This is a genomic window from Actinosynnema sp. CA-299493, assembly GCF_050946825.1.
In the GTDB taxonomy this organism is placed as follows: domain Bacteria; phylum Actinomycetota; class Actinomycetes; order Mycobacteriales; family Pseudonocardiaceae; genus Actinosynnema.
Window position 1 is genome coordinate 3,454,478 of the sequence record NZ_CP191993.1, and the last position, 22,546, is coordinate 3,477,023.

The window sequence follows — 22,546 nt, forward strand, 5'->3', positions numbered from 1 at the left end:
CCCTGGAGCCGCCATGCCTCCGCTCGCCCACCCGCGCCCCCGTCTCCGGCGGCTGACGCGCGGACTACCCGCCGCCGCCGCGACGATCCTGCTGACCGCCGGCCTGGCCCCCGCCGGCGCCCAGGCGGCGGACGGGTGGACGCCCGGGTCGTCGTACACGTCGACGGACCAGGGCGACGGGACCTACTCCGTGCCGCTGCTGAACTCCGACGTGCCGGACGTGAGCGTGGAGCGGGTGCCGGCGGCCGAGAACGACGAGGGCCGCGACCTCTACTACATGATCAGCACGACGATGCACCTGAGCCCGGGCGCGCCGGTCATGAAGTCCTACGACCTGGTCAACTGGGAGGTCGTCAACTACGTCTTCGACCGGTTGGACATCGGCGACCCGTTCTCGCTGCGCAACGGCCAGAACTCCTACGGCCAGGGCCAGTGGGCGTCGTCGTTGCGCTACCACGACGGGACGTTCTACGTCGCCTTCAACACGAACAACCTGGGCGGCTCCTACCTCTACCGCACCGACGACATCGAGGACGGCGCGTGGACGCGGTTGCCGCTGGGGCGCGCGTTCCACGACCCGTCGCTGTTCTTCGACGAGCGGGACGGCGGCACGCCCTACATCTTCTACGGGTCGGGTTCGACCAGCGCGGTCAAGCTGAGCGACGACCTGACCCGGGTGGTGGCGGAGTACCCGGGCATCCTGCGGCCGGCCGACTACCCGGGGTCCCCGTTCCTGGGCGGGTTGTTCGAGGGCGCCCAGGTGCAGTACATCGACGGCAACTACTACATCGTGATCATCACGTGGCCGTCCGGGCAGGGACGCCAGGTGGCGCTCTTCCGCTCGCCCGAGCTGCTCGGTCGGCACGCGACCGCCGACGGCGCCAACCCCTACCAGGCGCGCGGCGCGCTGAACTCGAACGGCTTCGCCCAGGGCAGCCTCGTGCCGATCTCGCGCGACGGCGGTCGGACCGACTGGTACGGCATGTTCTTCCGCGACTCGTTCCCGGTGGGCCGCATCCCGGCGCTGATCCCGGCCACGTGGCAGGACGGCTGGCCGACGTTCGGCGCCGCCGGGGTGGTGCCGGTGAACGGGGTGTTCGACAAGCCGATCCGGCTCAGCCCGGCGCAGGAAACCCTGGAACGGCAGAAGAGCCTGGTCGCCTCCGACGACTTCGCCAACGACGCCCCGCACAAGGCGTACATGGACGAGCGGTGGACCATCCCGTCCCCGCCCGACGTCGACGAGTCGCTCCTCGGCGTGGAGCTGGTGCGCAACCCAGGGTTCGAGTCCGGCGCGGTGTCGCCCTGGGCGGCCCAGTTCGGCGCGCGGCTCGCCCTGGAGCCGGCCGACGGCGCCACGGCGCTGAGGGTGGCCGACCGGACCGTGAACGGCTCGGGCCCGAACCAGCAGCTGGACGGCGTGCTCCAGCGCGGCGTGACCTACGCGGTGTCGGCGAGGGTCCGGCACGCGGCGGCCCCGGCGAGCGTGCGGTTCAACCTCGTCGCCGACTGGGGCGCGGGCGTGCAGGTGATGGCGTCCGGGGACGTCCCGGCCGGCCGGTGGACGACGGTCTCCGGCCGCTTCACCGTCCCCGCCACGGCCGCGGTCGACAAGGTGAAGTTCGCGGTCGAGACGCCCTGGGCGAACCCGCAACCGCCGTCGTCGAGCGTGGAGTACCTGCTCGACGACGTGTCGGTGATGGGGCAGCCGGTGACCACCGAGCACCCGACCGAGGCGGAGGTCGGGCCCAACGGCTCCCGGCTCGGCCTGGCGTGGGAGTGGAACCACGCCCCGGACAACCGCCACTGGTCGCTGACCGACCGCGAGGGCTGGCTGAGGCTCACCACCGGCAAGGTCGTCACGGGCGACTACCTCTACGGCAAGCTGTCCAACCGGGCCGGGCTGACGTGGTTCGAGGAGGCGCGCAACACGCTCTCGCAGCGGACGTTCGGCCCGAGGGGCTCGGCGGAGACCAGGCTCGACTTCGCCGGGATGAAGGACGGTGACGTCGCGGGCCTGGCGATGTACAACCGCGGGTTCTCCTACGCCGCGGTGAAGCGGGTCGACGGGCGCACCACGCTCGGGGTGGTCAACCGGGTGCAGCCGTTCCCGGTGACGTTCGACCGGGCGGCGGCGGAGAGCTTCGTGCCCGGCACCGAAGTGCCGCTCGGCGACACCACCGAGGTCCACCTCAAGGGCGACGTGGAGTTCGACGCGCCGACCGGCCAGGGCTGGACGACGTTCTACTACAGCCTCGACGGGGTGGCCTGGCACGCGCTGGGCCGGCGCGTCGGGCCGCAGACCCTGGACGGCAACCTGGCCCACTTCATGGGCCACCGGTGGGGCCTGTTCAACTACGCGACCGAGCACGCCGGCGGGAACGTCGACTTCGACCACTTCCTGCTCAGCGACACCCTGACCGCGCAGGGCGAACCGCTCGACACCACCGCCCTCGACGCCGCCGTCACCCACGCGTCCACTTTGGACGAGCACCACTACCCAGCCGAGACGTGGTCCGCCATGCGAGCGGCCCTGGGCAAGGCCCAGGCCGCGCGGGAGTCCGCTCTCGGCACGCAGAACCAGGTCGACGCGCCCGAGCGGGCGTTGAGCCTGGAGCTGGCCCGGCTCGGGGTGGCGCGGGTCCCGGTGGCCGTGGAGGCGTCGGCGCGGACCCGGTGCGCCGGACCCCACGTGAAGCTGACCGTCGAGGTGGTGAACCGCGAAGCGGTGCCGGTGGACGTCTCGGTCACCACGCCGTACGGCGCCAAGTCGTTCCGCGACGTCCCGCCGGGCAAGACCCGCTCGCACCCGTTCACGACCCACCGGTCGAGCGTGCCGGCCGGATCGGTGTCGGTCACGGCGTCGGCGACGGTCGACGGAACCCCGCGCTCGGTCGTGCTCGAAGTCGGGCACGACGCGCGCGCCTGCAAGTAAATCCGCCGAATCGCACAGCACAAGGAGAACCCCGTGGATCGACCACGTCCGCAGCGGTCGGGGCGGCGAAGAGCCGCCGTCCTCGCCGCCGTCGGCGCCCTGTTCGCCGCCGGCCTCGCGGCCACCCCGGTGGCGACCGCCGCCGAGCCGAACCTCATCACCAACCCCGGTTTCGAGGACGGCCTGACCGGCTGGACCGCCAACAGCGGCAACGCCACCGACGGCGCCGTCCTCGCGCCCACCGCCGACGCCCACAGCGGCGCCGGCGCGGTGCGGGTGACCAACCGGAGGACGACCGGCTCGGGCCCGGCGCAGGACCTGGCCGGCAAGGTCCAGGCAGGCAAGACCTACACCGTCACCGCGCGGGTGAAGTACGACAACCCGGACAGCCCGGCCACCAAGCAGTTCTTCGTGACCATGCACTACGGCGGCTCCACCTACACCAACCTCGGCACCGGCACGACGCCGCGCGGGCAGTGGGGCCTGCTCCAGGGCACCTTCACCATCCCGGCCGCGCAGGGCGTCGCGACACCGCGGATCTTCGTGGAGACGCCGTGGACGGCGGACCCGGCGGCGGCGCCGGCGGTCCACCTGATGGACTTCGCGGTGGACGACGTCACCCTGCGCGAGTTCACCCCGTCGACCACCATCGAGGTGCTGGGCAAGAACCCCGGCGAGGGCAACCCGCTGATCTCGCACAAGTTCGGCGCGGACGGCAACGCCTTCGTCCACGACGGCCGGGTGTACCTCTACATGACCAACGACACCCAGGTCTACCAGCCCGGACCCGACGGGACCTCGCCGACCAACACCTACGGCGGGATCAACACCATCACCGTCATCTCCTCCGACGACCTGGTCAACTGGACCGACCACGGCGAGATCCCGGTCGCCGGGCCCAACGGCCTGGCGAAGTACGCCTCGCAGTCGTGGGCGCCGGCCGTCGAGAGCCGCGTCGTGGACGGGAAGGAGCAGTTCTTCCTGTACTTCGCCAACAACGGGGCCGCGACCGGTGTCCTGGTCGGCGACTCGCCCCTGGGGCCGTGGCGCGACGAGCGCGGCAGCCTGCTCGTCACCAGCCAGACGCCGGGCGCTTCCGACGGCCGCAACTGGCTGTTCGACCCGGGCGTGTTCGTGGACGACGACGGCCAGGGCTACCTCTACTTCGGTGGCGGCGGCAACGACGGCTCCAACTCCGCCGAGAACACCAACCACCCCAAGTCCACCCGCGTCATCAAGCTCGGCGCCGACATGATCAGCACCGAGGGCTCGGCCGAGACCATCGACGCGCCGTTGATGTTCGAGGCCGGTCACGTGTTCAAGCGCGACGGCAAGTACTACTACTCCTACTCGTCCAACTTCGGCTTCGGCGGCCCGATCGACCCGAACGGCCCGCCGACCGGCGCCATCGCCTACCTCGTGGCCGACGACCCCATGGGGCCGTGGACCCCGGCGAACTACGCCGGCGTCATCTTCAAGAACCCCGGCGTCTACTTCGGCGCCGGCGGCAACAACCACCAGTCCGTCTTCGAGCTCGGCGGTGAGCACTACTTCACCTACCACGCCCAGACGCTGAACCGCCGCATCACCGGCGGCGCGACCCAGGGCTTCCGCAGCCCGCACATCGCGAAGCTGGAGTTCAACGCCGACGGCACCGTCAAGGAGGTGCTGGGCACCTTCGACGGCGTCGAGCAGATCCGCCACCTCGACCCCTACCGGACCGTCGAAGCGGAGACCATCGCCTGGCAGCAGGGCCTGGCCACCAAGCGCCTCACCGCGCCGAACGACGTGCCGCAACTGGCCCTGCACGACGTCGACAACGGTGACTGGACCTCGCTGTCCTCCGCCGACTTCGGCACCGGGGCCACCGGCGTGTCGGCCCGCGTCAAGCCGCTCACCCCGGGCACGACCATCCAGGTCCGCCTGGACGACCGCACCGGCCCGGTCGTCGCCACCATCCCGGTCGACGCGCCGGTCGGGGAGTGGACCGACGTCGAGGCCGGCCTCGACGGCGTGACCGGCGTCCACGACGTGTACTTCACCTTCGCCGGCCCCGACGGCAAGGACCTCGTCGAGGTCGACAGCTGGCAGTTCGCCAAGCCGGCGCTGGAGGTCGCGGCCGAGGCCGACACCCGCTGCGCCGGCCCGCACGTCAAGCTCACCGTGCACGTCACCAACAACGAGTCCGTCCCCGTCGACATCGACGTCGAAACGCCCTACGGCGTCAAGTCGTTCGACGACGTCCGGCCGGGCAAGACCCGCTCCCACCCGTTCAACACCCGCAAGTCGACCATCACCGCGGGCACGGCGACCGCCACCGCCACGGCGACGGTCGACGGGCGCCAGGTGTCGACCGACGTCGCCATCCCCTACGAAGCACGCACCTGCCGCTGACCCGAGCCGGGGGCGGCCCGGAAACTCCCGGGCCGCCCCCGGCCCCTGTCCGCCCTCCACCGGCGGCACCGCACCGCCTGGTCGAGCGGTCGCCCCTCGACGGTCCGGCCGGCGGTGATCGGCGAAAATGCCCTGGCCGCAACGGCGGTGTGCGCGAAGATGTCCTGCGGTCGGCCCGAACGGGGCCGGCCGTCATGACACAGGGGGGACCATGTCGAAGCGAAGATCGCTGCTCGCGCTCTGCGGGGCCGTCGCCGTCGCGCTCACCGCGCTGCCGGGGACCGCGACCGCCGCGCCTCACCACACCCGGCTCAGCCCGGTGCTGGCCGCGCACACGGACTCCGCCGCGCCGCACACCGCGTTCCCGTGGGCCGGCCAGAACGTGCCGCTGGGCGCGTCGAAGCCGGACGGCCGGCCGCACGTGTCGCGCGTCTACCTGACGTTCGACGTCGCCGCGCTCGCGGGCGCGGTGGTCAGCGCCGCGACCCTGAACCTGCGGGAGGGCGCGGTGGCCGACTGCGCCAAGCGCGCGATCGAGGTGTGGGAGACGAAGACCGCCACCGCGAACCCGACGTGGGCGGACGCGCCGGAGCGCAGGCGCTGGGTGGCCGACTTCACCGCCACCGGCCTCTGCGTCGGCTACCCCTCGTTCGACGTGGCGGCGGTCGTGCGCGACGCGCTGAGCCGGGGCAGGTCCCGGGTCACGCTCGAGATCGCGGTGCCCAGGCAGTTCGAGCGCGACGTCACCTACGGCCGCACGCTCGACGGGTACCACGGGGCCTCGCTGACCGTGCGGCACAACCGGGCTCCGTCCATCGTGGAGCAGCACCGCTACAACGGTGGGCTGGCGTGCGCCACCACCGCCCCGTACCCGACGTTGAACCGGCACTTCGTCGTGCTGGAGGCCCTGCCCGCCGACCCCGACCCGGACGACCAGCGGGGTTTCGGGGGCGCGGTCGACTTCGCGCTGTGGCCGCAGGACGACCCGGCGACCCGGACCGAGCAGCGCGCGCAGCACATCGGGACCGACCGGGTGGCGCGGTCGGAGTTCTGGGCGGGCCTGCTCACCGACGGACGCACGTACTCGTGGCAAGCCCGCGCCACGGACGGCGTGGACACCTCGCAGTGGTCCGAGCCGTGCCACTTCACCGTCGACGGCACCGCACCGCCCACGCCCGCGGTGACCTCCGCCAACTACCCGCTCGACGAGTCCGGGTGGGCGCCGGTGGGCGAGCAGGGCGTGTTCACCTTCGACGGCGGTGGCAACGAGGACGTCGCCGGCTTCGAGTGGACCTGGGGCGAGTTCTCCGTGTCCGGCTGCACCCACGGCGAGCTGAACAGGCTGATCTGCCCCGACCGGTTCGCCGGCGGGAACACCGTCCGGGCCGACCGGCCCGGCGGCACGGCCACGGTGAACCTCACCCCGCCCGGCTCGGGATTGCAGAGGCTGCGGGTCAGGACCGTCGACGTGGCCGGCCTCGACTCCGAGCCGCTCCCGGTCCAGATGTTCGTGCCCAGCAGCTACCCCGAGGTGTCCGTCGTCGGCGAGCCGCCCCGGTTCGGCCACGACGTCACGCTGAGGTTCACGCCGCACGCGGACGTCGCCGACCGCACGGTCGACTTCACCTACGAGTTCGACGGGCAGGAGCAGCGCGTCGTCCAGGCCGGCCCGGACGGCACGGCGACCGTCACGTTCCGCGCCGACCGGGAGAACGGCCACCGGGTGGCCGTGCGCAGCCGCAGCGACAACGGCTGGACGTCGGACCAGACGTCCTGGTCGCTGAGCTTCCCGCCGTGGCCGGGCGTCACCTCGGAGGCCTACCCCTCCGACGGCAACCCGCACGGCGGGGAGGGCGTGCCGGGCACGTTCACCTTCACGCCACCGCCGACCTGGTCGGGGGTCGCCGCGTACCGGTACTCCTTCGACTGGCTGGAGCCGCACACCGAGGTCGCGGCCGGCCCCGACGGCACCGCGACCATCACCTGGACGCCGCCCGGCCCCGGCTGGTACAGCCTGAGCGTCTACCCGGTCCGGCCCGACGGGAGCGTCGGCGACCACGACGCCACGTACTCCTTCGGCGTCGCCTGACCCACCCGGCCCCTCCCCGTCCCGCGACGGGGAGGGGTTCGGCGGTCTGGGGTCAGGGCCGGTCGTCCTCCTGGAAGTCGACGATCGCCCCGCCGTTGTCCCGCGCCCAGTCGGTGAGCACCTTGATCGGCTCGACCAGCGTGCCGCCGAGTTCGGTCAGGCGGTACTCGACGCGCGGGGGCGCCTCGGCGTACGCGCGCCGCTCGACCAGGCCGTAAGCCTGGAGCCGGCGCAACGTCTGGGTGAGGACCTTCCGGGAGATGCCGCCGATGAGCTCGGCCAGGTCACCGGGTCGCCGCGGTTCCAGGCTGAGCGCGAACAGCACGATCACCGCCCACTTCTCGGCGAGGATCTCGACCGCCAGGCGGGTGGGGCAGTCGGAGAGGAAGACCTGCCCGCCGGCGTCGTTGTGCACAGGTCGAAAGTTACCAGCGGGTGCCTATCGGCTCCTTAGCGTTCTTCCCGAACCCACCGGGAGCTGAAGGAGCCACCCATGCCACGAGTAGTCGTGTTCGACCAGACCGGCGGTCCGGAAGTGCTGCGCGTCGTCGAGGAGCCGGCCGTCGAGCCCGCGGCGGGCGAGGTGCGGGTCCGGATCGAGGCGTTCGCCGTCAACCCGCTCGACCGGATGGTGCGCGCCGGCGAGGCGCCGCGACCCGTGCGGCTGCCGCGCGCCCGGCTGGGCGTCGAGGGGACCGGCGTCATCGACGCGCTCGGTCCCGGCGTCACCGGGCTCGCGGTCGGCGACCCGGTCATCCTCGCCGCCGTCCCCGACTTCGAGACCAACGGCGCCTACGCCGAGCACCTCGTCCTGCCGGCGAACCGGGTGGTGCCCCGGCCCGCCGGTCTGGACGTCCTCGGCGCGGCGGCGCTCTGGGTGGCGCACTTCACCGCGTACGGCGCGCTCGTCGGGAAGTCCGGGATGCGACCCGGCGACCACGTCCTGATCACCGCGGCGTCGGGCGGTGTCGGCCGCGCCGCGATCCAGGTCGCCAACCAACTCGGCGCCGTGCCCATCGCGGTCACCCGGCACACCGCGAAGCAGGAGGCCCTGCTCGCCGCGGGCGCCGCCGCCGTGATCGCCACCGACCGCGAGGACGTGGCCGAGGCCACCCGGCGGCACACCGGTGGAGCGGGCGCCGACATCGTCCTGGACGCCGTCATGGGCCCCGGCCTGGCCGAGCTGTCCCTCGCCGCCAAACCCGGCGGCACGCTGGCCACCGTGGGGTGGCAGGACCCGAGGCCCGCGTCGTTCCCGCTGAACCCCTCGCTGACCATCCACCGCTACATGGCGTTCGCGGACATGGTCGACCCGGACACCACCAGGCGCGTCGCCGCGTTCCTGGCCGCCGGCGTCCGCACCGGCGTGCTGCGGCCCGCGGTCGACCGGGTGTTCGACCTCGACGACGTCGTCGAGGCCCACCGCCACCTGGAGGGCGGAACGGGGGCGGGCAAGATCGTCGTGACGGTCCGGGACCGGGCTCCGGCGCGGTCGGCGTAACAGTGTCGCCGAACTTGAGACCCAGGTCACAGCGGTTTTCGCACGTGCGCCGGAGGTCGCCGGCACGCCCTTGCGAAGTCCCGAAGACCACCCCGGCGGACCCGACCCCTGTGCCTCCTCGGTAACGGGCCGCTCACGTCCCGTGTCGGCCGGATGACATTCCCGGTGACCAGGCCCAAGGCGACCGGCCGCTCGGTCGGTCGCCTCTAGCCCGGCCGGAGTCGGACCCCGGTCACGGCGCCCGACCGGCCGCTCGCGGGGGTCGGGGCTAGGGGAGCCCTAGGGGTTGGCCCTGTTCACCGGCCGGTCGTAGCTTTGCGCCATGGCTGGTGGGATGGAATTGAATTCCATCACCGCCTCGGCGCCTCCCACCGAATACCTCGCCGCGCACGTCGTCGCCGACGACGCGGAGATGTTCGGTGTCGCTCAGGACAAAGACGTCCGGAAATCGCTCAGGGTCGGTCGGGTGCCCATGCCCGAGATCGCCCCCGACGAGGTGCTCGTTGCGGTGATGGCCAGTTCGATCAACTACAACACGGTGTGGTCGGCGACCTTCGAACCGGTCTCGACCTTCGAATTCCTGCGGAAGTTCGGCAAGCAGGGCGGGTACGCGGCGCGGCACGACCTGCCGTACCACGTGCTCGGCTCCGACGCCTCCGGCGTGGTCGTGCGGGTCGGCGACGGCGTCCGGCACTGGAAACCGGGCGACCACGTCGTGGTGAGCTGCGTGCAGGTCGACGACCAGCAGCCCGCCACGCACGCGGACGGCATGCTCGGCGCCGACCAGCGCATCTGGGGCTTCGAGACCAACTTCGGCGGCCTCGCCCACTACGCGGTGGTGCGCGCCAGCCAACTGCTGGTCAAACCCGCCCACCTCACGTGGGAAGAGGCGGCGTCCGCGCCGCTGTGCGCGAGCACCGCCTACCGGATGCTCGTCAGCGACAAGGGCGCCCGCGTCAAGCAGGGCGACGTCGTGCTCATCTGGGGCGCCACCGGCGGTCTCGGCGCGAACGCCGTGCAACTGGTCAAGAACGGCGGCGGCATCCCGGTCGGCGTCGTCGGCTCCGAGGCCAAGGCGGAGGTCGCGCGCGCACTCGGCTGCGACGTCGTCATCAACCGCGCCGAAATAGGCCTCACCACACCCCGCGACGGGCAGCACGCCATCGAAATGGGCAAGGTCCTCGGCCGGGCCATCCGCCGGGAAGTCGGCGAAGACCCCCACATCGCATTCGACTACATCGGGCGCGCCACGTTCGGGATCTCCGTTTTCGTCGTCCGCAAGGGCGGCACCGTGGTCACCTGCGGATCGAGCACCGGGTACCAGCACGAATTCGACAACCGCTACCTGTGGATGAACCTCAAGCGGATCATCGGCAGCCACGCGGCGAACCTCCAGGAGCAGTGGGAGTGCAACCGGCTGTTCCAGCTCGGCCACATCGTGCCCGTGCTGTCGGCCGTCTACCCCCTGGAAGACGTCGGCGAAGCCGCCCGCCTGGTCCAGAACAACGAGCACGTCGGCAAGGTCGGCGTGCTGTGCCTGGCGCCGGAACCCGGTCTCGGCGTGACCGACCCCGACCTGCGGGCACGCATCGGGGAAGACCGCCTCAACCTCCTGCGGGTGACGCCGTGACGAGCATGCGGGAGCGGGTCGACGAGCTCACCGCGCTGCGCGAGTCGGTGCACCAGGGCACCGACCCCTCCGCCACCCGCCGTCAGCACGACAAGGGCAAGCTCACCGCGCACGAGCGGATCGCGCTCCTCGTGGACGAAGGCTCCTTCCACGAGATCGAACCGTTCCGCAGGCACCGCGCGGTCGGGTTCGGCATGGAGGACCGCAAACCGCACAGCGACGGCGTCGTCACCGGCTGGGGCGTCGTCGAAGGCCGCACGGTCTTCGTGTACGCCCACGACTTCCGCGTCTTCGGCGGCGCGCTCGGCGAAGCGCACGCCGAGAAGATCCACAAGGTCATGGACCTCGCCGCCGCCGCGGGCGCACCGCTGGTCGGCCTCAACGACGGCGCGGGCGCCCGCATCCAGGAAGGCGTCACCGCCCTCGCCGGCTACGGCGGCATCTTCCGGCGCCACAGCCGCAACTCCGGCGTCATCCCGCAGATCTCCGTCATGCTCGGACCGTGCGCCGGCGGCGCCGCCTACTCGCCGGCCCTGACCGACTTCGTCTTCATGGTCCGCGACACCTCGCAGATGTTCATCACCGGACCGGACGTCGTCCAGGCCGTCACCGGCGAGCAGATCGACATGAACGGGCTCGGCGGCGCCGACGTGCACGCCGCCGTCTCCGGCGTGGCCACCTTCGCCTACGACGACGAGGAGAGCTGCCTCGCCGACGTGCGCTACCTGCTCTCCCTGCTGCCGGCCAACAACCGCGAGCTGCCGCCCACCGCCCACTCCGGCGACCCCGCCGACCGGACGACCGACGCGCTGCTCGACCTCGTCCCCTCCGACCCGCAGCAGTCCTACGACATGCGCGCCGTCATCGCCGAGATCGCCGACGGCGGCGAGTACTTCGAGATTAGCCCCACCTGGGCCGGCAACATCCTGTGCGCCCTGATCCGCCTCGACGGCCACGTCACGGGCGTCATCGCCAACCAGCCCGCCGTCCTCGCCGGCGTCCTGGACATCCACGCCAGCGAGAAGGCCGCGCGGTTCGTCCAGATGTGCGACGCGTTCAACATCCCGCTGGTGACCCTGGTCGACGTGCCCGGTTTCCTGCCCGGCGTCGCCCAGGAGCACGGCGGCATCATCCGGCACGGCGCCAAGCTCCTCTACGCCTACTGCAACGCCACCGTGCCCCGCGTCCAGCTCATCCTCCGCAAGGCCTACGGCGGCGCCTACATCGTCATGGACTCCCGCTCCATCGGTGCCGACATCTCCCTCGCCTGGCCCACCAACGAGATCGCCGTCATGGGCGCCGAAGGCGCGGCCAACGTCATCTTCCGCCGCGAGATCGCCGCCGCCGACGACCCCGCCGCGATGCGCGCCCAGAAGATCAAGGAATACCGGAGCGAGCTGCTCCACCCCTACTACGCGGCCGAGCGCGGCCTGGTCGACGACGTGATCGACCCGAGGCACACCCGGCTCACGCTGATCAGGGCACTGGACATGCTGCGTGGCAAGCACGCGGACCTCCCGTCCCGCAAGCACGGAAACCCGCCGGTCTGATGACCGCGCGACAGACATCCATCCAGGTGATCCGGGGCGGAGTCCCAGACGACCGGGAACTCGCGGCGCTCACCGCCGTCGTGCTCGCCCTCGCGGCGGGCGCGCGGCGGAGCGCCGGCCCTCCGGAACGCCCCCGAGCGGGGTGGAACCGCATTCCCCCAGTGCGGTTCCACCCGGCCGGGTCCTGGCGCTCGTGAGGAGTGGACACGTGCACCGCAGACAGCCCGTCGGGATCCTCGGGACAGGCTCGTACCTGCCCAAGGAGGAGATCGGCAACGCCGAGATCGCGGAGCGGGTCGGCGTCACCCCGGAGTGGATCGAACGCAAGACCCACATCCGCACCCGCCGCTTCGCCGCACCCGGCGAAGCCACCTCCGACCTCGCCGTGCACGCGGCCACCGCGGCGCTGGAGCAGGCCGGGCTCGACGTGGACCGGGTCGACTACCTGATCGTCTCCACCTCCACCGGCGACCACCCGCAACCACCCACCGCGTACGTCGTCCAGCACGCCCTCGGCGCGTACCGGGCGGCCTGCCTCGACGTGAACGTCGTGTGCAGCGGATTCGTCTACGCGCTCGCCCTGGCGCACAGCCTGGTGACGCAGAAACCCGGCGCGCACGCCCTGGTCGTCGCCGCCGACGTGTACTCCCGCATCCTCGACCACTCCGACCGGCGCACCGCCATCCTGTTCGCCGACGGCGCGGGCGCGGCCGTCGTCGGACCGACCGCCGACGGCGGTGGCGGCATCATCGGGTTCGACCTCGCCAGCCGCGGCGACGAGCACGGCCTGATCCGCGTCGAAGCGGGCGGCAGCAGGCTCCCCGCCTCCGCCGAGACCATCGCCGACGGCAGCCACTACTTCCGCATGGAGGGCCGCAAGGTCCGGGAGTTCGTCGAACGCGAAGTGCCGCCCGCGCTGGCCGGCCTCGCGCACCGAGCGGGCGTCGACCTCGCCGACGTGCACCACTTCGTGCCGCACCAGGCCAACGGCGTGATGATCGACGACCTCGTGCGGCTGTGCGGCCTCACCTCCGCCACCACGCACCGCACGGTCGAGAAGTACGGCAACACGGGCAGCGCGTCGGTCGCCGTCGCGCTCGACGAAGCCAACCGCACCGGCCAGCTGGCGCCCGGCCAGCTGGTGCTGCTCGCCGGGTTCGGCGGCGGCATGGCGATCGGATCCTGCTTGATGAGGTGGGCCTCCTGATGGGCGCGACAGTCGAGATGGGTGAGACGGGCGTGGCGGTCGAGATGGTCATGACGGGTGAGATGGCCGTGACGGGTGAGATGGCCGTGACCGGTGACGTGGTTGTGACGGGCGAGATCAAGAAGATGGGCGTCGTCGGCTGCGGCACCATGGGCGCGGGCATCGTCGAGGTCGCCGCCCGCGCCGGGCTCGACGTCCTGGTCGTGGTGTCCCGACCCGCGTCCGAGGCAGCCGGCCGCGCGAGGCTGACCAGGTCGTTGGCCAAGGCCGTGCACAAGGAGAAGATCACCGAGGCCGAGCGCGACGCGGCGCTGTCCGCCGTCGTGTTCACCACGGACCTCGCCGACCTCGCCGACCGGCAGCTCGTCGTGGAGGCCACCACCGAGGACGAGGACGCCAAGCTCTCGGTGTTCCGCCACATCGACGCGGCCGTCGAGGCGCCCGACGCGATCCTCGCGTCGACCACGTCGTCCATCCCGATCTCGCGGCTGGCCAAGGTCAGCTCACGACCCGACCACGTCATCGGCGTGCACTTCTTCAACCCGGTGCCCGCCATGCCGCTGGTGGAGCTGATCGGCTCGCTGCTCACCGACCCCGACGTGTACGCCCGCACCGAGGCCTTCGTCGCCGGGACCCTGCGCAAGCAACCCGTGCGCTCCGGAGACCGGGCCGGGTTCATCGTCAACGCCCTGCTGATCCCGTACCTGCTGGCCGGGATCCGCATGGTGGAGAGCGGCTTCTCCTCCGCCGAGGACGTCGACAAGGCGATGACGCTCGGCTGCGCGCACCCCATGGGCCCGCTGGCGCTGGCCGACCTGATCGGGCTCGACACGGTCTCCGCCATCTCGGCCGCGATGTACGGCGAGTTCCGCGAACCCCACTACAGCCCACCGCACCTGTTGCTGCGCATGGTCGACGCCGGCCTGCTCGGCCGCAAGACCGGCCGCGGTTTCCACATCTACCAGCCGTGACGGGTGGAGGAACGATGAGCAACGCGGACCCCTTCCCGGGCCTGCCGGCGGACCTGCCCGCCGACTTCCCCGATGACGCCGTCGCCGTCATCGGGCTCGCGTGCCGCTTCCCCGGCGCGGCCGACCCGGACGAGTACTGGCGACTGCTGCGCTCCGGCGGGGACGCGATCGGTGCCCCACCCGCCGACCGGGGACTGCCGCTGTCGGTGCGCGGTGGTTTCCTGGACCGGGTCGACGGGTTCGACGCGGCGTTCTTCGGCATCTCCCCCCGCGAAGCCGCCTCGGTGGACCCCCAACAGCGCCTGGCGCTCGAGCTGGCCTGGGAAGCCCTGGAAGACGCCGGCCTCGTACCCCCCGGCACCCGCCGCCCATCGCACGACCGGGTGACGAATGGCCGAAATGACAACCAAACAGGCCTCTCAAAGCATGCCGTTAATGACGGACGCGGCAACGGGGCAGACGAAGGCCACCCGCTCCCGGCCCGACCGGACTCGACCGACGCGGGCTCCGGTGTCGGGGTCTACCTCGGTGCGATCTGGGACGACTACTCGCGCCTGGCCGGCGAGATCACCCAGCACACCGCCACCGGCGGCAGCCGGGGGATGATCGCCAACCGGGTCTCGTACCTGCTGGGGTTGGACGGGCCGTCGATGGTCGTCGACACCGGCCAGTCGTCGTCGCTGGTCGCCGTGCACCTCGCGGCCGAGGCGCTGCGGCGCGGTGAGGTGACGGTCGCGCTGGCCGGCGGCGTGAACCTCAACCTGCACCCGGACACCTTCGAGGTGAACCGGAAGTTCGGGGCGCTGTCCGCCGACGGGCGCAGCTACACCTTCGACGCCCGCGCGAACGGCTACGTGCGCGGCGAGGGTGGTGGTGTCGTCGTGCTCAAGCCGCTGGCGGACGCGATCCGTGACGGTGACCGCGTCCACGCCGTGCTGCTCGGCGGCGCGGTGAACAACGACGGTGGCGGGACGACGCTCACCGCGCCCTCGCGTGAGGGGCAGGAGCGGGTGTTGCGCAGCGCGTACGCGCGGGCCGGGGTGGATCCGGGGTCGGTGGCGTTCGTCGAGCTGCACGGGACCGGCACGCCGGTCGGCGATCCGGTCGAGGCGGCGGCGCTGGGTGCGGTGTTCGGTGTCGGGCGGGGCGAGGCGTTGCCGGTCGGGTCGGCGAAGACCAACATCGGCCACCTCGAAGGGGCGGCGGGGATCGCCGGGCTCATCAAGGCGGTGTTGTGCCTGCGGGAGCGGGAGTTGGCGCCGAGCCTCAACTTCGCCACGCCCAACCCCGCGATCCCGTTGGCGGAGCTGCGGCTCCGGGTGAACGACCGGGTGCTGCCGCTGGAGGGCCTGGTCACGGCCGGGGTCAGCTCGTTCGGCATGGGTGGCACGAATGCGCACGTCGTGCTGTCGGCGTGGGGTGACGGGGCGGGCAAGCTGGCCGAGTCCGTCGAGGACGGTGAGGCCGGTGAGCGGCGCGAGTCGGCGGCCGGGACGGAAGCGAGGGCGGGAGCCAAGGCGGGAGCCGAGGCGGGAGCCGAGGCGGGAGCGGGAGCCGAGGCGGTTCAGTGGCCGGTGCCCGTGTTGTTGTCCGGCCGGACGCGGGATGCGTTGGCGGCGCAAGCGGAGCGGGTCGCGGGCGTCGGTGAGTCGGTGGCGAACGTGGCGCACTCGCTCGCTACCACCCGCACGCACTTCGAGTACCGCGCGGTCGAGTGGGTCACCGGGCTGGACGGGCTGCGCGGGTTCGACGCCACCGGGCGCGGGCCGGTGGTCGACGGTGGGTTGGCCGTGCTGTTCACCGGCCAGGGCAGCCAGTGGGCCGGGATGGGGCAGGCGCTGCACGCGCGGTTCCCCGTGTTCGCCGAAGCGTTCGACGCCGTGTGCGCCGGGTTCGACCTCGGCCGGCCGTTGCGGGACGTCGTGTTCGGCGAAGACGACGAACTGCTCGCACGGACGAAGTTCACCCAGGCCGCGCTGTTCGCGTTCGAGGTCGCCCTGTTCCGGTTCCTGGAGCACCACGGCGTCACCCCCGACTTCGTGATGGGTCACTCGATCGGTGAACTCGCCGCCGCGCACGTCGCCGGTGTGCTGAACCTCGCCGACGCCACCGCACTCGTCACCGCCCGGGGCACGCTGATGCAGGCCCTGCCGACCGGCGGCGCGATGGTCTCCGTCCAAGCCACCGAGGACGAGGTGCGCGCCGCGCTGGAGGACGGCGTGACGATCGCCGCCGTCAACGGCCCCGTCTCCACCGTCGTCTCCGGTGACGAGGCCGCGGTGTCGGCGGTCGCCGCGAAGTTCGAGAAGGTCCGCAGGCTCAACGTCAGCCACGCCTTCCACTCGCACCTGATGGACCCGGTGCTGGCCGACTTCCGCCGCGTCGCCGAGAGCCTGACCTTCCACCCGCCGCGCATCCCGGTCGTGTCCAACCTGACCGGCGGGGTGCCGGGTGCGGAGATCACCACCGCCGACTACTGGGTGCGGCACGCCCGCGAGGCCGTCCGGTTCCTCGACGGGATCCGGTGCCTGGAGGACCGGGGTGTCCGGACGTTCCTGGAGGTCGGCCCCAAGGCCGTGCTCGCGGTGATGGGCCGGGACTGCGTGCGGCGGTCCGACTCGGCGTTCGTGGCGACCGCGCGGGCCAACCGGTCCGAGACCGACGCCGTGCTCAACGCCCTCGGCGACCTCCACGTCCGCGGCACGCGCGTCGACTGGACGGCGTTCACGCCCGGCCGCCGCGTCACGCTGCCCACCTACCCGTTCCAGCGGAGCAGGCACTGGCTCGGCGAGACCTCCGCCGAGCCGACCCGCACCTCCGCCGAGCCGACCCTCACCGCCGATGGGCCAACCCACACGACCGACGGGCCTGCCCGCACCACCGACAGCCCGACCCGCACGACCGCGGTCGAGGACGTCGAGACCCTGGTGCGCAACGAGATCGCCAAGGTCCTCGGCGCCGACCCGGCGTCGGTCGAGTTCGGCCGCACGTTCCAGGCGCTGGGCTTCGACTCGGTGATGGGCGTGGAGCTGGGCGACCGGCTCACCGCGGCGACCGGCGTCCGGGTGCCCACCACCCTGGTGTTCGACCACCCGACCGCCGACGCGGTGACGCGGTTCCTGCGCGCGGAGCCGGAAGGGGCGCCCCTCCGCCAGACCGCGACCGCCGACCAGGACGACCCGATCGCCATCGTCGGCATGAGCGTCCGCCTCCCCGGCGGCATCGACAGCCCCGAGGACTTCTGGCGGCTGCTGGACGAGGGCGGTGACGCCATCGGCACGTTCCCGACCGACCGCGGCTGGGACCTCGCCACCCTGCACGACCCCGACCCGGAACGCCTCGGCACCTCCTACACCCGGCACGGCGGCTTCCTCGCCGACGCCGCCGGTTTCGACGCCGACTTCTTCGGCATCTCCCCGCGCGAGGCGCTGGCGATGGACCCGCAGCAACGGCTGTTCCTGGAGACCTCCTGGGAGGTGTTCGAGAGCGCGGGCATCGACCCGGAGTCGTTGCGCGGCAGCGACACCGGCGTGTTCGCGGGCGTGATGTACCACGACTACGGCACGGGCAACGCCGCCGCCGGCCTGGAGGGCTTCCGGATGACCGGCGGCGCGGGCAGCGTCGTCTCCGGCCGCGTCGCCTACACCCTGGGCCTGGAGGGACCGGCCGTCAGCGTCGACACGGCGTGCTCGTCGTCGTTGGTGGCGCTGCACATGGCGGTCCGCGCGCTGCGCGGCGGCGAGTGCTCGCTCGCGGTCGCGGGCGGTGTCACGGTGCTGGCCTCGCCGTTCACGTTCGTCGAGTTCTCCCGCCAGCGCGGGCTGTCGCCGGACGGCCGCTGCAAGTCCTTCGCCGCGGCGGCGGACGGCACCGGCTGGGCCGAGGGCGTGAGCACGGTGCTGCTGGAACGGCTGTCCGACGCCCGCCGCAACGGTCGGCGGATCCTGGGCGTCGTCCGCGGCACGGCGGTGAACCAGGACGGCGCCTCCAACGGCCTCACCGCGCCCAACGGCCCGGCGCAGCAACGCGTCATCCGCCAGGCCTTGATGGACGCGGGCCTGCGACCGTCCGACGTGGACGCCGTCGAGGCGCACGGCACCGGCACCCGGCTGGGCGACCCGATCGAGGCGCAGGCGCTGCTGGCCACCTACGGCCAGGACCGCGCGGAGCCGCTGTGGCTGGGCTCGGTCAAGTCGAACATCGGCCACACGCAGGCCGCCGCCGGTGTCGCGGGCGTGATCAAGACCGTGCTGGCCCTGCGGCACGGCGTCCTGCCGCGCACCCTGCACGTGGACGAGCCGTCGCCCGAGGTGGACTGGACCGCGGGCCGGGTCGAGCTGCTCATCGGCGCGCGGCCCTGGCCCGAGGTCGACCGGCCCCGGCGCGCGGCGGTGTCGTCGTTCGGCATCAGCGGGACCAACGCGCACGTCATCGTGGAGCAGGCGCCTGCCGAGGAGGAGGACGAGCACCACGACCTCCCGGGCCTCCCGCTCATCGTGTCCGCCCGCACGCCGGGCGCCGCCGCGGCACAGGCAGAGCGGCTGACCGCGTTCCTGGCCGACCACCCCGGGCAGCGCCAGGTCGACGTCGCCCACACCCTGGCCTCGCGCGCCGCCCTGCCGCACCGGCTGGTGCTGCGCGACGGGCGGGAGGTCGCGAACGGCGTCGCCGGCGGCAAGCTCGCCCTGCTCTTCACCGGGCAGGGCAGCCAGCGGCTCGGCATGGGCCGTGAGCTGCGCGAGCGCTTCCCGGTGTTCGCGTCGGCGTTCGACGCGGCGTGCGCGGCGCTGGACGCCGAGCTGGACCGGCCGCTCAAGGACGTCGTCGACGGCGACCCGGACGCCCTGGACACCACCGCCTACACGCAGACCGCGCTGTTCGCGTTCGAGGTGGCGCTGTTCCGGCTGCTGGCGAGCCTCGGCGTGGCGCCGGACTTCGTGGCGGGCCACTCCATCGGCGAACTGGCCGCCGCGCACGTGGCCGGGGTGCTGAGCCTGCGGGACGCGGCCTCGCTCGTGGCGGCGCGCGGCCGGCTCATGCAGGCCCTGCCGGCCGGCGGCGCGATGGTCTCCGTCCTCGCCACCGAGGCCGACGTCCGCGCCGCGCTGGAGGACGGCGTGGCGATCGCGGCGGTCAACGGACCGGCGTCCACGGTCCTCTCCGGCGAGGAGCAGGCGGTCCTGCGGGTCGCCGCGCGGTTCGCCAAGAGCAGGCGGCTCCGGGTGAGCCACGCGTTCCACTCGCCGTTGATGGACCCGATGCTGGCGGACTTCCGGCGCGTCGCCGAGGGGCTGACCTACCACGAGCCGACCGTGCCGGTCGTCTCCAACGTCACCGGGCAGCCCGCCGGTGACGAGATGCGCACGCCCGAGTACTGGGTGCGGCACGTCAGCCAGGCGGTCCGGTTCGCCGACGGCGTCCGGGCCCTGCGGGAGGCGGGCGCGACCACGTTCCTGGAGGTCGGGCCGGACGCCGTGCTCACCGGCATGGGGCAGGACTGCCTGCCCGACGACGAGGTCGGCTTCGTGCCCGCGCTGCGGCGCGACAAGCCCGAGGCCGCCACCCTCGTCGACGCCCTGGCCAAGGTCTGGGCACGTGGTGTCCCCGTGGACTGGACCGCGCTGCTGGAGCCGACGCGGCCCAAGCCGGTCCCACTGCCCACCTACCCGTTCGAGCACCGCCGGTTCTGGCTCACCGCGCGGAGCGGCGAACGGGCCACCGGGCACCCGCTGTTCGGCACGGGCGTCCCGCTGGCCGCCACCGAGGGCCTCGTGCACACGGCGAAGCTGTCCGTGGCGGAGCACCCGTGGCTCGCCGACCACGCGATCATGGGCACGGTCGTGGTGCCCGCCGCCGCGATGGTCGACCTCGCCCTGGTCGCCGCCGACGAGCTGGGCTGCGCCGGGATCGAGGAGCTGACCCTCGAAGCGCCGTTGGTGCTGCCCGACCAGGGCGCGGTGGACGTGCAGCTCACCGTGGACGCCCCGGACGCGGCCGGGTCGCGCGCGTTCCAAGTGCACTTCCGCTCCGCTGACGGGCCGTGGACCAGGCACGCCCAAGGCTCCCTCGGCCCGGTGCCGGACGCGCCGGACGCGCCGGTGACGGCCTGGCCGGCGGACGCCGAGCCGGTCGACCTGGCCGGCTGGTACGCCGACCTGGCCGCGGGCGGCTTCGACTACGGTCCCGCGTTCCAGGCGCTGCGGTCGGCCCGCCTGCGCGGTCGCGAGGTGTTCGCCGAGGTCGAGCTGACCGAGGGCCTGGACGCCGCGCGCTTCGCCCTGCACCCGGTCGTGCTGGACGCCGCGCTGCACGCGATCGGCCTCGGCGCCCTGCCGCCGGCGCCGGGCCGGACCCGGCTGCCGTTCGCGTGGAGCGGGGTCCGGCTGCACCGGGCGGGCGTCGCCGCGGCACGGGTGCGCGTCGCGCCGGTCGGCGACGACGCCGTGTCGATCCTGCTGACCGACGAGCACGGCGCGCCGGTGGCGTCGGTCGAGTCGCTGACCGTCCGGGAGGTGTCGCCGGACCGGCTCGTCCGCGCCGACGACGCCCTCCTGGAGGTGACGTGGACGCCGAGCCCGTCGGGCCGCCGGACCGGACCCCTGGCGGTCCGGCGGCTCGCCACCACCACCGGTGACGTCCCGCGGGCCGTGCGGGCGGCCGTGGACGAGGCGCTGGCCGTCGTGCGGGAACGGCTCGCCGGCGACGACGAGACGCCGCTGGTGCTGGTGACCCGCGACGGCACCGGGGACGCGGTCGACCTGGCCCACGCCGCCGTGTGGGGCCTGGTGCGCTCGGCGCAGACCGAGCACCCGGGCCGGTTCGCGCTGCTGGACACCGACCGGGACGTCACCGACGAGGAGGTGGCCGCGTTCGCGTCCTCCGGCGAGCCGCAGCAAGCGTTGCGCGGGGACGTCGTGCTCCGGCCGCGCCTGGCCGGCGCCGTGCGCCGGCCCGCCGACCGCACCTGGGACCCGGAGGGCACGGTCCTGGTGACCGGCGCGACCGGGGCGCTGGGCGCACTCGTGGCCCGGCACCTGGTGGGCGAGCACGGCGTGCGGCGACTGCTGCTCGCCTCCCGGCGACCGCAGGACCCGGTGCTGGTCGCCGAGCTGACCGCCAACGGCGCGGACGTGCGCACGGTCGCGTGCGACGTGTCCGACCGCGACGGCGTGCGGGCACTGCTCGCCGGTGTCCCCGCCGAGCACCCGCTCACCGCCGTGGTGCACGCGGCGGGCGTGCTGGACGACGCGCCGATCGGGGCGCTGACCCCGGCGCGGGTGGACACCGTGCTGCGACCCAAGGTCGACGCCGCGTGGCACCTGCACGAGCTGACGCGCGAGCTGGACCTGAAGGCGTTCGTGCTGTTCTCCTCCGCGTCCGGCGTGGTCGGCGCGGCGGGGCAGGCGAACTACGCGGCGGCCAACTCGTTCCTCGACGCCCTGGCCCGGCAGCGCGCCGCCGCCGGGCTGCCCGCGACCTCCCTGGCCTGGGCGCCGTGGGCGGAGCTGGGCATGGCGGGCACGCTCGACGGGGCGCACCTCAACCGGCTCGCCCGGATCGGCATGTCGGCGCTGTCCACGACGGACGGCCTGGCCCTGTTCGACGCCGCGCTGGCGCTGGCCAACCCGGAGCTCGTGCCGCTGAAGGTGGACCAGGCGGTGCTGCGCGCCCAGGGCGAGGACCTGCCGCCGCTGCTGCGCGGTCTGGCGCCGGCCCGACCCCGCCACGTCGAGCGCACCGTGCCGGACGTCGCGTTCGGCGACCGGCTGGCGGGCATGTCGGCCACCGAGCGGGTCAAGGCCGTGCTGGACCTGGTGCGCGCCGAGGTGGCGAAGGTGCTCGACCACCCGGACCCGGCGGGCGTGGACGTGCGGCGCGGCTTCAAGGAACTGGGCCTGGACTCGCTGACCTCGGTGGAGCTGCGCAACCGGCTCAACCGGGCCTCGGGCCTGCGGCTGTCGCCCACCGTCATCTTCAACTACCCGACACCGCGCGAGCTCGCCGAGCACCTGCGCGCCGAACTGCTCCCCGAGGCCGAGGCCGAGGAGCGCACCACCCCGCCCGTCGAGCGGGTCGACGGACCGGACGTCGACGCGCTGGACGTGGCCGACCTGATCCGACTGGCCCGCGCCAGCATCGAGGACTGAGCCCGCCGGCAGACCGGCGGAGTAGTGGGGGAGTGGGATGACGAACACCGAAGCCGTGGTCGCCGCGTTGCGCGACTCGGTCAAGGAGATCGCCCGGTTGAAGGAGGTCAACGCCAGGCTGG

Annotated in this window: 11 protein-coding genes; 10 read left to right on the top strand and 1 reads right to left on the bottom strand. The window is 73.1% G+C overall.

Going from position 1 to position 22,546, the window contains the following annotated elements; translation table 11 throughout:
• The first annotated feature begins 13 nt into the window (after window positions 1-13).
• From ACQPYE_RS15905 to ACQPYE_RS15915, 3 genes are all read left to right on the top strand, one after another.
• Entirely contained in the window at window positions 14-2,935 is a 2,922-nt protein-coding gene (locus ACQPYE_RS15905; protein WP_498722050.1) for a beta-xylosidase family glycoside hydrolase, read from the top strand.
• 33 nt (window positions 2,936-2,968) lie between these two features.
• Window positions 2,969-5,329, top strand: coding sequence for a family 43 glycosylhydrolase (locus ACQPYE_RS15910; RefSeq protein WP_498722051.1), 2,361 nt, complete (start codon window positions 2,969-2,971; stop codon window positions 5,327-5,329).
• Window positions 5,330-5,540: 211 nt separating this feature from the next.
• Entirely contained in the window at window positions 5,541-7,418 is a 1,878-nt protein-coding gene (locus ACQPYE_RS15915) for a CBM96 family carbohydrate-binding protein (protein ID WP_498722052.1), read from the top strand.
• A gap of 52 nt (window positions 7,419-7,470) precedes the next feature.
• Here ACQPYE_RS15915 and ACQPYE_RS15920 read toward each other — a convergent pair whose 3' ends face one another.
• The gene (locus ACQPYE_RS15920; RefSeq protein ID WP_498722053.1) at window positions 7,471-7,833 is read right to left on the bottom strand and encodes a winged helix-turn-helix transcriptional regulator; all 363 of its coding nucleotides are present in this window, start codon (window positions 7,831-7,833) and stop codon (window positions 7,471-7,473) included.
• Between the two features lie 78 nt (window positions 7,834-7,911).
• Here ACQPYE_RS15920 and ACQPYE_RS15925 point away from each other — a divergent pair, with 78 nt between their 5' ends.
• From ACQPYE_RS15925 to ACQPYE_RS15955, 7 genes are all read left to right on the top strand, one after another.
• Window positions 7,912-8,919: a zinc-dependent alcohol dehydrogenase family protein gene (locus tag ACQPYE_RS15925; protein WP_498722054.1), complete on the top strand. Its 1,008-nt coding sequence runs from the start codon at window positions 7,912-7,914 to the stop codon at window positions 8,917-8,919.
• A gap of 334 nt (window positions 8,920-9,253) precedes the next feature.
• Window positions 9,254-10,549, top strand: a complete 1,296-nt coding sequence (gene ccrA / locus ACQPYE_RS15930; RefSeq protein WP_498722055.1) for a crotonyl-CoA carboxylase/reductase — start codon at window positions 9,254-9,256, stop codon at window positions 10,547-10,549.
• Window positions 10,550-10,554: 5 nt separating this feature from the next.
• Entirely contained in the window at window positions 10,555-12,099 is a 1,545-nt protein-coding gene (locus tag ACQPYE_RS15935) for an acyl-CoA carboxylase subunit beta (RefSeq protein WP_498722923.1), read from the top strand.
• A complete protein-coding gene (locus ACQPYE_RS15940) occupies window positions 12,099-12,296 on the top strand; it encodes an acyl-CoA carboxylase epsilon subunit (RefSeq protein ID WP_498722056.1) in 198 nt (65 codons plus the stop codon). Before ACQPYE_RS15935 ends, ACQPYE_RS15940 begins: the two co-directional genes overlap by 1 nt.
• An 11-nt stretch (window positions 12,297-12,307) precedes the next feature.
• A complete protein-coding gene (locus ACQPYE_RS15945) occupies window positions 12,308-13,306 on the top strand; it encodes a 3-oxoacyl-ACP synthase III family protein (protein ID WP_498722057.1) in 999 nt (332 codons plus the stop codon).
• 80 nt (window positions 13,307-13,386) lie between these two features.
• On the top strand, window positions 13,387-14,277 hold the full coding sequence (locus ACQPYE_RS15950; protein ID WP_498722924.1) for a 3-hydroxybutyryl-CoA dehydrogenase: 891 nt from the start codon (window positions 13,387-13,389) through the stop codon (window positions 14,275-14,277).
• Window positions 14,278-14,291: 14 nt separating this feature from the next.
• Window positions 14,292-22,424, top strand: a complete 8,133-nt coding sequence (locus ACQPYE_RS15955; protein WP_498722058.1) for a type I polyketide synthase — start codon at window positions 14,292-14,294, stop codon at window positions 22,422-22,424.
• Window positions 22,425-22,546: the final 122 nt, after the last annotated feature.

What these genes read in the sequence shown, in the direction of transcription:
- ACQPYE_RS15940 (WP_498722056.1), top strand. Translation starts at nt 12,099, where the DNA reads ATGACCGCGCGACAGACATCCATCCAGGTGATCCGGGGCGGAGTCCCA.
- ACQPYE_RS15925 (WP_498722054.1), top strand. Translation starts at nt 7,912, where the DNA reads ATGCCACGAGTAGTCGTGTTCGACCAGACCGGCGGTCCGGAAGTGCTG.
- ACQPYE_RS15905 (WP_498722050.1), top strand. Translation starts at nt 14, where the DNA reads ATGCCTCCGCTCGCCCACCCGCGCCCCCGTCTCCGGCGGCTGACGCGC.
- ACQPYE_RS15955 (WP_498722058.1), top strand. Translation starts at nt 14,292, where the DNA reads ATGAGCAACGCGGACCCCTTCCCGGGCCTGCCGGCGGACCTGCCCGCC.
- ACQPYE_RS15950 (WP_498722924.1), top strand. Translation starts at nt 13,387, where the DNA reads ATGGCCGTGACCGGTGACGTGGTTGTGACGGGCGAGATCAAGAAGATG.
- ACQPYE_RS15915 (WP_498722052.1), top strand. Translation starts at nt 5,541, where the DNA reads ATGTCGAAGCGAAGATCGCTGCTCGCGCTCTGCGGGGCCGTCGCCGTC.
- ACQPYE_RS15935 (WP_498722923.1), top strand. Translation starts at nt 10,555, where the DNA reads ATGCGGGAGCGGGTCGACGAGCTCACCGCGCTGCGCGAGTCGGTGCAC.
- ccrA (WP_498722055.1), top strand. Translation starts at nt 9,254, where the DNA reads ATGGAATTGAATTCCATCACCGCCTCGGCGCCTCCCACCGAATACCTC.